11 protein-coding genes are annotated in these 12,291 nt (G+C 65.0%); 5 read left to right on the plus strand and 6 right to left on the minus strand.

Annotated elements, in window-relative coordinates:
* Positions 1 to 378 precede the first annotated feature (378 nt).
* Complete coding sequence (locus NEI07_RS02180) at positions 379 to 1,137, plus strand: MOSC domain-containing protein (RefSeq protein ID WP_256032402.1); 759 nt, start codon at positions 379 to 381, stop codon at positions 1,135 to 1,137.
* A 4-nt stretch (positions 1,138 to 1,141) separates the two neighbouring features.
* Here the strand turns inward: NEI07_RS02180 and NEI07_RS02185 are convergent, their stop codons facing one another.
* From NEI07_RS02185 to htpG, 3 genes are all read right to left on the minus strand, one after another.
* Positions 1,142 to 2,017, minus strand: a complete 876-nt coding sequence (locus NEI07_RS02185; protein ID WP_256032403.1) for a DUF4167 domain-containing protein — start codon at positions 2,015 to 2,017, stop codon at positions 1,142 to 1,144.
* A gap of 518 nt (positions 2,018 to 2,535) precedes the next feature.
* Positions 2,536 to 3,435, minus strand: a complete 900-nt coding sequence (gene prmC, locus NEI07_RS02190; protein ID WP_256032404.1) for a peptide chain release factor N(5)-glutamine methyltransferase — start codon at positions 3,433 to 3,435, stop codon at positions 2,536 to 2,538.
* A gap of 2 nt (positions 3,436 to 3,437) precedes the next feature.
* Positions 3,438 to 5,348: a molecular chaperone HtpG gene (gene htpG / locus NEI07_RS02195; RefSeq protein WP_256032405.1), complete on the minus strand. Its 1,911-nt coding sequence runs from the start codon at positions 5,346 to 5,348 to the stop codon at positions 3,438 to 3,440.
* Between the two features lie 471 nt (positions 5,349 to 5,819).
* Here htpG and NEI07_RS02200 point away from each other — a divergent pair, with 471 nt between their 5' ends.
* Positions 5,820 to 6,230 (plus strand): DUF2794 domain-containing protein, encoded by a 411-nt coding sequence (locus tag NEI07_RS02200; RefSeq protein WP_256032406.1) that lies wholly within the window; start codon positions 5,820 to 5,822, stop codon positions 6,228 to 6,230.
* A 34-nt stretch (positions 6,231 to 6,264) separates the two neighbouring features.
* On the opposite strand, the gene NEI07_RS02205 is transcribed toward NEI07_RS02200, so the two are convergent.
* Positions 6,265 to 7,509: an NAD(P)/FAD-dependent oxidoreductase gene (locus NEI07_RS02205; RefSeq protein ID WP_256032407.1), complete on the minus strand. Its 1,245-nt coding sequence runs from the start codon at positions 7,507 to 7,509 to the stop codon at positions 6,265 to 6,267.
* Positions 7,510 to 7,601: 92 nt separating this feature from the next.
* Between NEI07_RS02205 and purB the strand changes: the two genes are divergently transcribed.
* Complete coding sequence (gene purB, locus NEI07_RS02210) at positions 7,602 to 8,909, plus strand: adenylosuccinate lyase (RefSeq protein ID WP_256032408.1); 1,308 nt, start codon at positions 7,602 to 7,604, stop codon at positions 8,907 to 8,909.
* Here purB and NEI07_RS02215 read toward each other — a convergent pair.
* Both NEI07_RS02215 and NEI07_RS02220 read right to left on the minus strand, forming a co-directional pair.
* Positions 8,863 to 9,339 (minus strand): DUF2721 domain-containing protein, encoded by a 477-nt coding sequence (locus NEI07_RS02215; protein WP_256032409.1) that lies wholly within the window; start codon positions 9,337 to 9,339, stop codon positions 8,863 to 8,865. The genes purB and NEI07_RS02215 overlap by 47 nt on opposite strands.
* A gap of 74 nt (positions 9,340 to 9,413) precedes the next feature.
* Positions 9,414 to 10,568 carry an AAA family ATPase gene (locus NEI07_RS02220; protein ID WP_256032410.1) on the minus strand — a complete coding sequence of 385 codons (1,155 nt, stop codon included), beginning with the start codon at positions 10,566 to 10,568 and terminating at the stop codon, positions 9,414 to 9,416.
* Between the two features lie 92 nt (positions 10,569 to 10,660).
* Between NEI07_RS02220 and ccmI the strand changes: the two genes are divergently transcribed.
* Together ccmI and ccmE are read left to right on the plus strand one after the other, a co-directional pair.
* On the plus strand, positions 10,661 to 11,776 hold the full coding sequence (gene ccmI, locus NEI07_RS02225; protein ID WP_256032411.1) for a c-type cytochrome biogenesis protein CcmI: 1,116 nt from the start codon (positions 10,661 to 10,663) through the stop codon (positions 11,774 to 11,776).
* Positions 11,777 to 11,833: 57 nt separating this feature from the next.
* A complete protein-coding gene (gene ccmE, locus NEI07_RS02230) occupies positions 11,834 to 12,271 on the plus strand; it encodes a cytochrome c maturation protein CcmE (RefSeq protein WP_256032412.1) in 438 nt (145 codons plus the stop codon).
* Positions 12,272 to 12,291: the final 20 nt, after the last annotated feature.

A 12,291-nucleotide genomic window follows, 5' to 3' on the forward strand; every position in this document is an offset into this window, starting at 1 on the left:
GCCTCGCGTCCAAAATTTTCTCTTTCAAGGCCCCTTGCGGCTGCCCTCGTGGTCGATATGGGAAGGGCTGCACGGGGTTAAAGGGGGTGCGGCGCGAAAGCGCGGACTCGACCGCGCCGGGCGCATCGGAATACTTCGGCTAATCGCTTCGGCGACCTCGGGGCGCAGCTGGCCAGAGACCGCGCCATCCCCATTAGAGCGCGAGCGCCACAAGCGACAGCATCATCGCATAGACCAAGCGGCGGGGCTCACGTGAGTGAACCATACCGCCACGGCGCCGAGAACGCCGCTCTCCTTGCGAACGGCCGGGTCTATTTTCCTTGACGGCTGACCGGGTGTAGGCAATCCGCCTCGACTTGTCACCGAACAGGGACGTCCATGCGACTCGCCTCTCTCTACCGCTATCCCGTCAAAGGCCTCTCGCCCGAGCCGCTGGACGCCGCCGAACTTCAAGCAGACGGCTATTTTCCGGGAGATCGGCTGTTTGCGCTGGAAAACGGCCCTTCGGGCTTCGATCCTGCGGCCCCGGAGCACCAGCCCAAGATCAAATTCCTGATGCTGATGAGGAACGGCGCGCTCGCGGGTCTTGCGACGCGTTACGACGAGGCGACAGGCGTATTGACGATCGCCAGGGGAGGACGAGAGGTCGCGCGAGGAGATTTGCGGTCCGCCGAAGGGCGCGGCGCCATCGAGGCCTTCCTGACCGGCTTTCTTGGACCTGAAATCCGTGGTCCCGTGCGGCTGCTGGCTGCGCCTGACGGCTTTCGCTTCACGGATTCGAAGTCGGGATTTGTCTCACTGGTCAATCTGGCGAGCGTCGCCGCGATTGCGCAGGCGCAGGGGGCCGCTCTCGATCCGCTGCGGTTTCGCGCCAATCTCTACGTCGCAGACATGGGCGCATGGGCCGAAGTGGCGCTCCCGGGGCGAACCCTGTCGATCGGCGGCGCGCGGCTCGAGGTGCTCAAAATGACCGATCGCTGCGCGGCCACAGGCGTCGAGCCGGGCACGGGGCGCCGCGACATGGATATCGTCCAGACGCTGCGGCAGAACTTCGGCCACATCGATTGCGGAGTCTATGCGCGGGTGATCGACGGCGGCCGGATCAAGGCCGGCGACGCGATCAGCGTCCTCGACTGAGGCGCTAAAACCGATCCGGCTCGAGCGGAAGTTCGCCCACCTGCGGCGCGTCGTCGTCGCGTGCGCCGCCGGCGACGTCATCCATCGGCGGGCGCGGGCGCCGGCGCCGGCGTGAACTCAGATGATAATTGACTCCGCCCTCATGTTCACGCGGCGCGTTCTCGCGCTCGAGAACGGGTTCCGCTCCCGCGCCCTCGCTCGGAGCGGCGGCGGCCCGCGCCACTGGAGCGGTGATGAATGAGGGAAGCGCCGTGCCTGCTTCGCTCTCGGCCGCGCTGGCCTCGGGGCGCGGCTGGAAGCGGCGGTCGCGGCCGCGCTCATATCCCTGATGACGAGGGCGGTCGCCGCCTTCGGCGTTGCGGTCTCGGTTAAACGGGGGTCGTTCGTGCCGCTGCGGGCGTTCCGGACGCTCCGCGCGCTCGCCGGCCCGCATCTCGCCGATCGGGCGCTCCTCAAAGGGCTGGGGCTGGGGCTGCGGCTGCGCAAAATGCGGTTGCGGCTGCGGCTGCGGCGTGAACGGCGGCGGCGGCTGGAAGGCCGGCGGCGGCAGCCGTTCGGCCAGCGGCGCGAAACGGTCCGGAAGCGGGGCGAAATCGTCATCATCCTCGGAGGTGTCGATTTCCGCTTCCAGCTGCGGGCGCCCATAGCCGTTGACTTGCTGCTGCTGCTGCGCGGCGGCGATCAGCCGGAAATAGTGCTCCGCATGCTGCAGCAGGCTCTCGGCCATGATCGTGTCGCCGGAAGACTGCGCGTCGCGCGCGAGCTGAAGATATTTTTCGGCGACATGCTGAGCCGTGCCGCGGATCTTCACGTCGGGGCCATTCGACTCATAGGATCGTGTAAGCGGATTGGGCCCTTTGCGGTTGCTCCGTCCGCGCATTCTCTTGTTTTGCCCTGGTCTCATCAAACTCCCCGAAATCTTGCTGCGCTCGGCCCCGCCTGCGCGGCGTTCCCAACAACGTCGCCGCTAAATTTCTTCGGCCGGCGCATGCGCCAACGGACAGGCGACAGCAATCCGTTTCGGACCTCAAGCTTCGATAACGCTGTGCGCGAGTCGATTTTCCTCAAGTCGGCGCCAATCGGCGGCCCCACGTAGCTCTGCGCCAATTCCCCTCAGCGCAACTGCTTGACGTCCAACGCGATTGCATGCCTGCCTGCCGGATCGCAACGCCTCCGACAATCGAAGGGGTCTTCACTCCGGCGCTTTCATGTCGATTTCGACGTTGCTCCTGGCCGGTCGTTTCGGGCTTCCGTTCGCGAAGCGGAGCCAAAGCGTTCGAGTTCTCTCTCGAAGTCGGCGATCGGCTGGACTTGGGATGACTATAGTGGAGGGGGTGGCCGCCAACAAGGCCGAGCGCGGCGAGACGGGCCAAAAAAGCGGTTACTGTCGCCAATATGTCACGGCCTTGGCGGGCCAAGCCGCGCCGCGACAACCCTTTCGTGGCCCCCAAAGTCGCGCGCCACACGCTCGATTTTGAAGCCCTCGGCCTCCAACAGCGCGGCGACGCTGCCAGCTTGATCGAAGCCGACCTCGAACAGCACGACCGTGTCCTCGCCAATGAGCCGCCGCAAGTCGCCGATGATCTCCCGATACCGCGCGAGCCCGTCGGAGCCGCCGTCGAGCGCCAGCGCCGGATCGTGGAGCCGCACCTCGGGATCGAGTCCTGCGATGTCCTCCGTGCGCACATAGGGAGGATTTGACACAATGAGGTCGAAACGCGCCTGGAGCGCCTCCGCCCAGCGGCCGCGCACAACCGCCGCGCGGTCTGACAGGCCGCAACGGGCGAGATTTGCGGCGGTCGCCGCGCAGGCGTCCTGCGAGAGATCGACGGCGACGGCGCGCGCCGCCGGAAGCTCGCTGAGAAGCGCGCAGGCGATAGCGCCCGAGCCGGCGCCGAGATCGAGAATCGAGAGCGGCGCGTCGCGCCTTTCCGAAACGAAGCGCAACGCCGTCTCGACCAGCGTTTCCGTGTCGGGCCGTGGATCGAGCACCGACGGCGCGACGGCGAGGTCGAGCGTCCAGAATCCGCGCTCTCCAAGAATGCGCGACACCGGCTCACGGGCGGCCCGTCGCGCCGCGTAGCGGGAGAGGGCGCGCGCCTCCTCCTGAGAAAGCGGCGCGCGCGGCGTCATGGCGAGTTCGAGCCGCGTCAGCCCTGTGGCGGCGCGCAGTAGAGCGCGTGCGTCCTCCTGCGCGTCGTCGACCCCGCGGGCGTCGAGATAATCCGCAACGGTCGCGATCGCCTGGGCGCGCGTCAGCGGATCGCTCGTTGCGGCCTTCTTCGCCCCCAGACTCATCTCTACCCCCGGCTGGCGAGAAGCGCCGTCAGCCTTTTTGCGAAAGCCGCTGCGTCGATCGGATGCTCGCCATCGGCGACGCGGGCGAGATCGAGCAGGAGGAGCTGGTCGTCGCGCGCCGCTTCACGTCCTTTTGCGCGCAAGGCGGTCGCCAGCGCGACGATCGCCTCATGCCTCGGGTTGATCTCCAAAACCGGCTTTCCGAAGGCCGCCTGCTGACCATGTTCGGCCAGAAGGCGGGACAATTGGCGGTCAAACCCTGTATCGGGCGCCACCAGGCAAACGGCGCTGTCGGTCAGCCGCGTCGAGGCGCGCACGTCGTCGACATGATCCGCAAGCGTCTCCTTGAGGGCCGCAAGCAGGTCGGCGACGTCGGCCGGCGCCGCCGCCTCCGTCTTGGCGTCCTCGACGAGCGCGATCGAATCGATGTCGGCCTGGCCCTGCGTGACGGATTTGAACGGCTTGCCCTCGTAGCCAAGCGCGCTCGTCACCCAGAAAGCGTCGACGGCGTCGTCGAGAAGCAGCACCTCGACGCCTCTCGCCTTGAAGCCTTCGAGCTGCGGGCTGGCGCGCAGCCGCTTCATGTCGTCGCCGACAAGATAATAGATCGCGGTCTGGTTTTCCCTCAGATCGGCGACGTATTCCTTGAGCGTGCGGGTCCGTTCCTCGGACTTCGTCGAGGCGAACCGCGCAATTTCGAACAGCGCGTCGCGGCGGCTTGGGTCTTCATGCAGCCCTTCCTTGAGCACGGAGCCGAAGTTCTTCCACACGTCCGCGAATTTTTCCGGCTCGGCGTCGGCGAGCTTCTTGAGTTCCTGCAAGATGCGCGTTGCGATGGCCTTGCCGATCGCGCCGGCGACCGGGCTTTTCTGCACCATCTCGCGTGAGACATTGAGCGGAATGTCGGCGCTGTCGACGACGATGCGCATGAACCGCAGCCAGGCGGGCAGCAGCTCCATGTCGCGCGAGATCAGCACGCGCCGCACATACAGCTTGGATTTGCTCTTTCGCGCCGGGTCGAAGAGATCGAAGGGCCGCGTCCCAGGAACAAAGGCGAGCACCGTATATTCGGTGCGTCCTTCGGCGCGCCAATGCGCGATCAGCGCGGGCTCGTCGAGCTGCCCGGACAATTGCCGGTAGAAGTCGACATATTGCTCATGCGTGATTTCGGACTTGGGCTTCGTCCACAGGGCGACGCCTTCGGCGATTCGCCGGGGCTCTTCGCCCGGCGCCGCGATGAGATCGATCGGCGCGGCGATCGCGCCCGAGTGCTCGCGCACGACGCTTTCAACGCGCCAGCCGTCGAGAAATTCATCGCTCTCGGCGTTGAGATGCAGCGTGACGCGGGCGCCGACGGCGGGCGCTTCTTCGAGCGGCAGCGCCGCGATCTGATAGGAGCCCTTGCCGTCTGAACTCCACAGCCAGGCCTGATCCTGGCCGGCGCGCCGCGTCGCGACCTCGACGCGGTCGGCGACCATGAAGGCGGCGTAGAAGCCGACGCCGAACTGGCCGATGAAGCCGGCGTCCTTCTCCTTGCCGAGTTTGTCGAGAAAGGCGCGCGTTCCCGAATTGGCGATGGTGCCGAGGGCGCTGATCAACTCCTCGCGCGACATGCCGACGCCATTATCGGCCACGGTCAGCGTGCGCTTCTCCTTATCGAGTGAGATCGTCACCAGCGGCGCGGCGGCTTGCGCGGCGAGTTTTTCGTCGGAAAGCGCCTCGTAGCGCAGCTTTTCGCAGGCGTCGGCGGCGTTCGAGACGAGTTCGCGCAGAAAGACGTCGCGCTCCGAATAGACGGAGTGCGTCATCAGCTCGAGCAGCCGCGCGACGTCGGCCTCAAAACCGAAATTGGCGGCGGTTTGCGGATCGGCGGCGGGAGCCGCGGCGGCGACGGATGCGGCGTCGTCGGTCATGTTCTCTCCGATGAAAAGAAAAAGAGAATGCGCGTCGCGGTCGACGCGACGGCGGCTCTTGAGTTCGTCATTGTTGCGGAATTTGCAAGAGCCTTGGCGGCCCGCCGCCGCGGGGCCGATAAAGGCGGATATGGCGGCCCGCTAAAGCTAGACGAGCCGGCGCGGGAGCGAAACTCCCGGCCGGCCCGACCATCGCCACGACCTCTATATCTCGGAACCACACGCTTCGGGGGGCTGGGGGGCTGACGAAACCGAAAACGCGCGGCCCCGAGCTGTCGAGGCAATGAACTTCATTTTGGGCGGCGCGTTTGGCTGGCAAGGGGCGCCAAGTCGGCGAAAGTATGATTATTACAAGCCAAGTCTTATCCCACGGAGCGGATGCAAAGATTCTCGTCGTAATCCGGTCATTAAGTCTTGCCGGGCGCATCCGTGCGGGCCAACATGGCGAAAAGGACCGAGGAGAGCGCACGCATGGCGGAGTCGGAGACGACGGAGCCCAGCCGGGGCCGACCCGCGCTCGTCGTCGTGAACGGCGCTTCGCCGGACGCGGCGTCGGGAGTTCGGGGAGACAAGCGCGGCGTGGCGGTTTCGTTCAGCCGCCCGGAACTCAACGTGCTCTTCAATCTTTATGGAGCGAAAGTCGCGCAAGGCGAATGGCGCGACTATGCGATCGACTTCACGCCGGCGAAGGCTGTGTTCTCCATTTTTCGGCGCGCAAGCGAGGCGCCGCTGTATCGAATCGAGAAGAACCCGGCGCTGGCGCGTCGGCAGGGCGCCTATGCCGTGATCGCCGCGACGGGGCTCGTGCTTCGGCGCGGACATGATCTCGCGCGCGTCGTGCGCGTTTTGGACCGCGCCTTAAAGCTCGTCGGCGCCGAATAGGCGCACAAGCATCTCGCAAAGGCGTCGCGCAAGATCAGAATCGATCGGCGCGATAAGGCGCGGGATCGATGAAGGGCTTTTCGCCCGTCATCATATCGGCGAGGAGCCGGCCGGAAACCGGCCCAAGCGTCAGCCCATGATGCGCGTGGCCGAAATCGAACCATAGTCCGCGATGACTCGGCGCCGGACCCACGATCGGCAGCATGTCCGGCAGGCAGGGCCGCGCGCCGCGCCAAGGTTCGGGGTCGAGCCGTTCGGCGAGCGGAAACAATCGGCGCGCCGTCGGTTCGCAAAACTCGATCTGCACCGGCGTCGGCGGCGCGTCGCGGCGGGCGAATTCGGCGCCGCTCGTCAGCCGGACGCCGCGCCGCATCGGCGCCAGGAGATAGCCGACGTCGGCGTCGAGAATTGGATGATTGAGCTTTGCGCCGTCCTTCGCGGCGTAATGCATGTGGTAGCCGCGCTTCCAGCCGAGCGGAATGCGATAGCCGAGCGGTCCGTAGATGAAGTCCGACCAGGGGCCGAGCGCCACAACCGCGGCGCCGGCGACGAGCGGCCCTTGCGCGGCCTCGACGCGCCAGCGCCCGTCCGGCTCTTGTGAAAGGCTGCGAGCGTCGCCTGAGAGCAGATGGCCGCCACGTGAGACGAACAGATCTGCATAGGCTTTCGACAGAGCGGCGGGATCGATGATCGCGGCGGTGTCGCGATAATGGACGCCGCCGGCGATTGGCGCGAGATCAGGCTCCAGCGCCGCAACGCCTGCCGAATCGAGCGTATCAATATGCAAGCCATAGGCGCGCAGCCGCTCGGCGTCGGCGAGGCCGGCGGCGAGAGTCTCCTCGCTGCGATGCAGCTTGATCCAGCCGGTCCTGCGCAACAGCTCGCCGGCGCCTGCCTGCTGGATCAGCGCCTCATGCTCGCTCAGGCTGTGTTCGATCAGCGGGCGCCGCGCTTCGATATTTCGCCGCACCCGCTCCGGCGCGCTCTCGCGCCAATAGCGCAGGAGCCATGGCCCTACCGCCGGCAGCGCCGAGACGTGGTAATGCGCTTCAGGGAGAAGGTTCAGCGCATATTTGATAAGTTTCGCCGGATCGCGCGGGAACAGATAGGGGATGAGCGAAGAGCGTTCGATCAAGCCGGCGTTGCCGAAGCTCGTCTCCTGACCCACGGCGCCGGCGCGATCGATGAGCGCGACGTCGCGGCCGCGCGCCTGCAGATGCAGCGCGGCGCTGACGCCGACGATCCCCGCGCCAAGAACGACGACATCCGTAGACTGCATGAATCCTCCCACCTGATCAGCCCATATATGGACTTTGATGCAACGCGCATGCTAGGCGCCTCTCTCTTCCTCAAATTTTCAAGGCGCGCCGGATGATCCCCCGCTATTCCAGACCCGAGATGACCGTGATTTGGGAGCCGCAGACGCGGTTTCGCATCTGGTTCGAGATCGAGGCCTACGCCTGCGACGCGCTCGCCGAGATCGGCGTCATCCCCCGGGAGAGCGCCAAGGCGATCTGGGACAAAGCGGATTTTGTCACCTTCGACGTCGCGCGAATCGACGAGATCGAGCGGGTGACGAAGCATGACGTGATCGCCTTTTTGACCCATCTCGCTGAATTCATCGGCGCCGAGTCGCGCTTTGTGCATCAGGGCATGACGTCTTCCGACGTGCTCGACACCTGTCTTGCCGTGCAATTGTCGCGCGCGGCGGATCTCTTGATCGCCGACGTCGACGCGTTGCTCGCAGCGCTGAAGAAGCGCGCCTTCGAGCATAAATACACGCCGACGATCGGCCGCTCGCACGGCATTCACGCCGAGCCGACGACCTTCGGCCTGAAACTGGCCCAGGCTTACGCCGAATTCACCCGCGCGCGCGAACGGCTCGTCGAAGCGCGCAGGGAAATTTCGACCTGCGCGATTTCAGGCGCCGTCGGCACTTTCGCCAATATTGATCCGCGCGTCGAAGACTATGTGGCGCATAAGATGGGACTGACCGTCGAACCGATCTCGACGCAGGTCATTCCGCGGGATCGCCACGCAGCTTATTTTGCGACGCTCGCCGTCGTGGCGTCGTCGGTCGAACGGCTCGCCATCGAAATCCGGCATCTCCAGCGCACCGAAGTGCTCGAGGCGGAGGAATATTTTTCCGCCGGGCAGAAGGGCTCTTCCGCCATGCCGCATAAGCGCAACCCGGTGCTGACCGAGAATCTGACCGGACTCGCGCGCCTCGTTCGCGGCATGGCGATTCCGGCGATGGAGAATGTCGCGCTCTGGCACGAACGCGATATTTCACATTCTTCCGTCGAGCGCATGATTGGCCCCGACGCCACGGTCACTTTGGACTTTGCATTGGCGCGATTGACGAGCGTGATCGAACATCTCGTCGTCTATCCGGAAAACATGCGCAAGAATCTAGAGAAGCTCGGCGGCCTCATTCACTCGCAGCGCGTGCTTCTGGCGCTCACGCAAAAAGGCGTCTCGCGCGAAGACGCCTATGCGATGGTGCAACGGAACGCCATGCCGGTCTGGCGCGGCGAGGGGGATTTCCGCAGCCTGCTCGGGCAGGACAAGGACGTGAGCGCGAAGCTGTCGCCGGCGGAATTGGATGCGCTCTTTGACCTCTCGTACCACTTCAAGCATGTGGATACGATTTTCGCGCGGGTCTTTGGGGAGGCTTAGGGCCGCCGATAATCTCCACATATCCAAGCTGCAATTCTCTCGCGAAGGCGACCAGCGCGGCGGTGAAGAGCGCCATCGCCACGGCGAACAACAACCCCGCGCCATACTCATGGCGCACATGAAGGTAAGCCGCCGCGAAGCTGACGATGACGAGAACGCACGTCACGATGCAACTCGCCACGCCCCAGTACATGGCGTAATGCATCAGCATGCCGCGCTTTCTGAGGATTGGCAGTTCAGCTTGCAGATGGGCGTATTCCGCGCTGCTGGCGTCGGTCTGGGCGATCATTCTGGAACGATCGACGATGCGCTCCAGTCTTGAGACGAGGACGGCCAGGAGCTGCGCCTCGGCTGCGAGCAGAAAGGCGGGGCCGGTGACCTGCGAGATCACATTGGAAAGCTGTTCGATCGAAGGCGTGTTGATGAGCATGAGGGGTCTCGGAGCATGAGGTCTCGCACGAGGATACAGCGCAATTCCGATGAGGCGCGCCCGCCAGTCAAGCGTTACCGTGACGGCCAGCGCCATTTTGGCGATTCATGCTCAGGCGCGAGCGTCTCGCCAAGGCGCTTCTCCAGCGCGATTTCGACGCAGCAATCGTCCTTTGTTAATTCCGAGACCAGCTTTGTCGAGTGCGACACGACGAAAAGCTGCCTCTCGTTCGAGACCTTGCGCATCAGTCGCGCCAGCGCGCCGATGAGATTGGGATGGAGGCTCGCTTCAGGCTCGTTGAACACCATCAGCGGCGGCGGACGCGGCGTCAGCAAAGCGGCGACGAGCAGCAGATAGCGCAGCGTGCCTTCTGAGAGCTCCGCCGCGCGCAGCGGCCGAAGCAAACCGTGCTGGCGCATTGACGTCTCGACGTAACCGTCGGATGTCGAAATATCGATCCTGCTCGAAGGAAAGGCGTCGTCGATCGTCTCTCCAAGGCCGTCCGCGTCGCCAACTTCCAGAATGGTTGCGAGCGCCGCCGCGAGGTCTGCGCCGTCATCGGCGAGGGCGGGGGTGAAGGTGCCGATCTGCGGCCGTCTCGCCGGCGCCTCGCGGTCGGCGCGTAAATTGTCATAGAAGCGCCAGCTCCGCACCGTTTCACGCAAGATTGAGAGATCATAGGCTTCGCGCAGGTCAGCGCAGTGCGTCATCATGCTGTCGACTCCGGCGAGTGAAGCCGCAGCCTGCCGCCATTCGCCATTTTCCCCGCGAATGCGCGCGCTCGGTCCCCGTCGTTCGGCGAAAAGATTGGCGCGGTCGAGATGTTCTCCGGTCCATTGCGCCTCGAGCTTGATCTGCGGATCCAGGGGAAAGGTCTCCGTTTTTTGAGAAGTTGGGCCGAGGTCGATCGCGTAGCCATAAGTCTTGGAAGCGAAGCCGAGCTTCAGCGCTTTCCGAGACCGGAGCGCCAACGGCTCGATCGGAATTTCCCCCGCTTTCATCGCGCGGGAGAATTTCTCGGGTCCAGCCCAAAGCGTCGAATTTAGTCCGCCTTCCCGGGCAAGGGACTGGATGATGCGCCCCTGCGCAACATCGGCGAGAAGGCGCAGCGCGCGATAAAGACTGGACTTGCCGGCGCCATTGGCGCCAGTCACGACGGTGAGTTGTCCCGGAGCAAGGACCAGATCGCGAATGGATCGATAGCCGGAAATTGCGAGCCGCGTGATCACCGAGCCTCCCTTGGCGCTAATATCCGATGGACGAGCGTGTAGGGGCAATGGCCGCCCTTCCAATAGGGAGCGCAAAGCCTTAAAGAGCGGGCATGATCTGGCTTATATTCGCCTTGCTGACCGGCGCCGCGGTGATGGCGGTGCTGGCGCCGCTCGCCATGCGGAATGGGGCGCAGGATGAAAGCGCCGCCGACGTCGCCTTTTTCGAGGAGCAGATCGCCGAAATCGAGCGCGAGCGCGAGGAAGGGCGTCTCGACGCGCCGGACGCTGACGCCGCGAAGACCGAGGCGGCGCGCCGGCTGTTGCGCGCGGAAGCCGCGCCAAAGGCGAGGATCGTCTCCTCGCGCAAACTCGCGCTCGCCGCGGCGCTCGCGGCCATCGTGATCATCCCCGCCGTCGCGCTGACGCTGTATGCGCGGCTCGGCCATTCCGACATGCCCGACATGCCGCTGACGGCGCGGCTCGATTCCGCGCCGGACCGCAATGATCTTTCCGGCGCCGTCGCGCGCATCGAGCAGCATTTGCGCGAGCATCCCGAAGATGGCCGCGGCTTCGAAGTCATTGCGCCATATTTGCTGCGCACCGGCCGCGGCGAAGACGCCGTCCACGCCTATTCGGAAGCGCTGCGACTTTTGGGCGCAACCGCGGCGCGGCATGCGGCGCTTGGAGAAGCGCGCGTCGTCCTCGCTCAAGGCGTGGTGACGCCGCAAGCCAAGAAGGATTTCGAGGCGGCGCTCGCGCTCGATCCATCAGCGCCAGAGGCGCAGTATTACCTCGGCGTGGCGGCCGCGCAGGCCGGCGAGAAGGACAAGGCGATCGCCATCTTTTCCAAGATGGCTGCTGACGCGCCGGCCGACGCCGCTTATCTGAAGGCTGTGAACGCCCAGCTCGCCATTCTGCGCGGCGAGGCGAATCCGCCGGTCGTCGCGCGCGGGCCGTCGAGCGAGCAGGGTAAAGCGATCGCGGCGATGCCCGCCGATCAGCGCCAGGAGATGATCCGCGGCATGGTGGATCGCTTGGCCTCGCGGCTCGAATCGAAGGGCGACGACGTCGAGGGATGGCTAAAACTCATTCGCGCCTATAGCGTCCTCGCCGAGACCGAAAAGGCCAAAAAGGCCGTGACCGAGGCGCGCAAGGCGCTCGCCAGCAAGCAAGATGACGTCGCCCGCATCGAGGCGCTGGCGAAGGAGCTGAATATCGGAGGCTAGACGTTTCGCCTCTTCGCGAGAGCGGCCTGACGCGGCCGCAATGGAGCGCTCTGAATAATGACGCGTAAGGGAAAGCGGCTGACGTTGATTGCTGGCGCGATGGCGATTCTTGGCCTCGCCGCCGGGCTAATGCTGTTCGCGCTGCGCGACAATATCGTGTTCTTCTACACGCCGTCGGAGCTTGCGAAGAAGCAAACGGCCTCCGGCGCGCGGCTGCGCATCGGCGGGCTGGTGAAGGAAGGCACGGTCGTTCGAAACGGACAGGACGTGAACTTCACTGTCACGGATAAAACCAGCGATCTTGCCGTGTCCTACACAGGCTTGCTGCCGGATCTCTTCCGCGAAGGGCAGGGGGTCGTCGTCGACGGGGTGCTGCAGCCCTCCGGCGCTTTTCGCGCCGACAGCGTGCTCGCCAAGCACGACGAACGCTACATGCCGCGCGACGTCGCCGACGCCTTGAAGAAGCAGGGCGTCTGGCAGGGAGAGTCGAAGTGAGCTTATGCGCGTTTCTTCCC

This window comes from Methylocystis suflitae (assembly GCF_024448135.1).
GTDB lineage: Bacteria > Pseudomonadota > Alphaproteobacteria > Rhizobiales > Beijerinckiaceae > Methylocystis > Methylocystis suflitae.

What these genes read in the sequence shown, in the direction of transcription:
- NEI07_RS02200 (WP_256032406.1), top strand. Translation starts at nt 5,820, where the DNA reads ATGGCGGAGTCGGAGACGACGGAGCCCAGCCGGGGCCGACCCGCGCTC.
- prmC (WP_256032404.1), bottom strand. Translation starts at nt 3,435, where the DNA reads ATGAGTCTGGGGGCGAAGAAGGCCGCAACGAGCGATCCGCTGACGCGC.
- NEI07_RS02180 (WP_256032402.1), top strand. Translation starts at nt 379, where the DNA reads ATGCGACTCGCCTCTCTCTACCGCTATCCCGTCAAAGGCCTCTCGCCC.
- htpG (WP_256032405.1), bottom strand. Translation starts at nt 5,348, where the DNA reads ATGACCGACGACGCCGCATCCGTCGCCGCCGCGGCTCCCGCCGCCGAT.
- ccmE (WP_256032412.1), top strand. Translation starts at nt 11,834, where the DNA reads ATGACGCGTAAGGGAAAGCGGCTGACGTTGATTGCTGGCGCGATGGCG.
- purB (WP_256032408.1), top strand. Translation starts at nt 7,602, where the DNA reads ATGATCCCCCGCTATTCCAGACCCGAGATGACCGTGATTTGGGAGCCG.
- NEI07_RS02205 (WP_256032407.1), bottom strand. Translation starts at nt 7,509, where the DNA reads ATGCAGTCTACGGATGTCGTCGTTCTTGGCGCGGGGATCGTCGGCGTC.
- NEI07_RS02185 (WP_256032403.1), bottom strand. Translation starts at nt 2,017, where the DNA reads ATGCGCGGACGGAGCAACCGCAAAGGGCCCAATCCGCTTACACGATCC.
- NEI07_RS02215 (WP_256032409.1), bottom strand. Translation starts at nt 9,339, where the DNA reads ATGCTCATCAACACGCCTTCGATCGAACAGCTTTCCAATGTGATCTCG.
- ccmI (WP_256032411.1), top strand. Translation starts at nt 10,661, where the DNA reads ATGATCTGGCTTATATTCGCCTTGCTGACCGGCGCCGCGGTGATGGCG.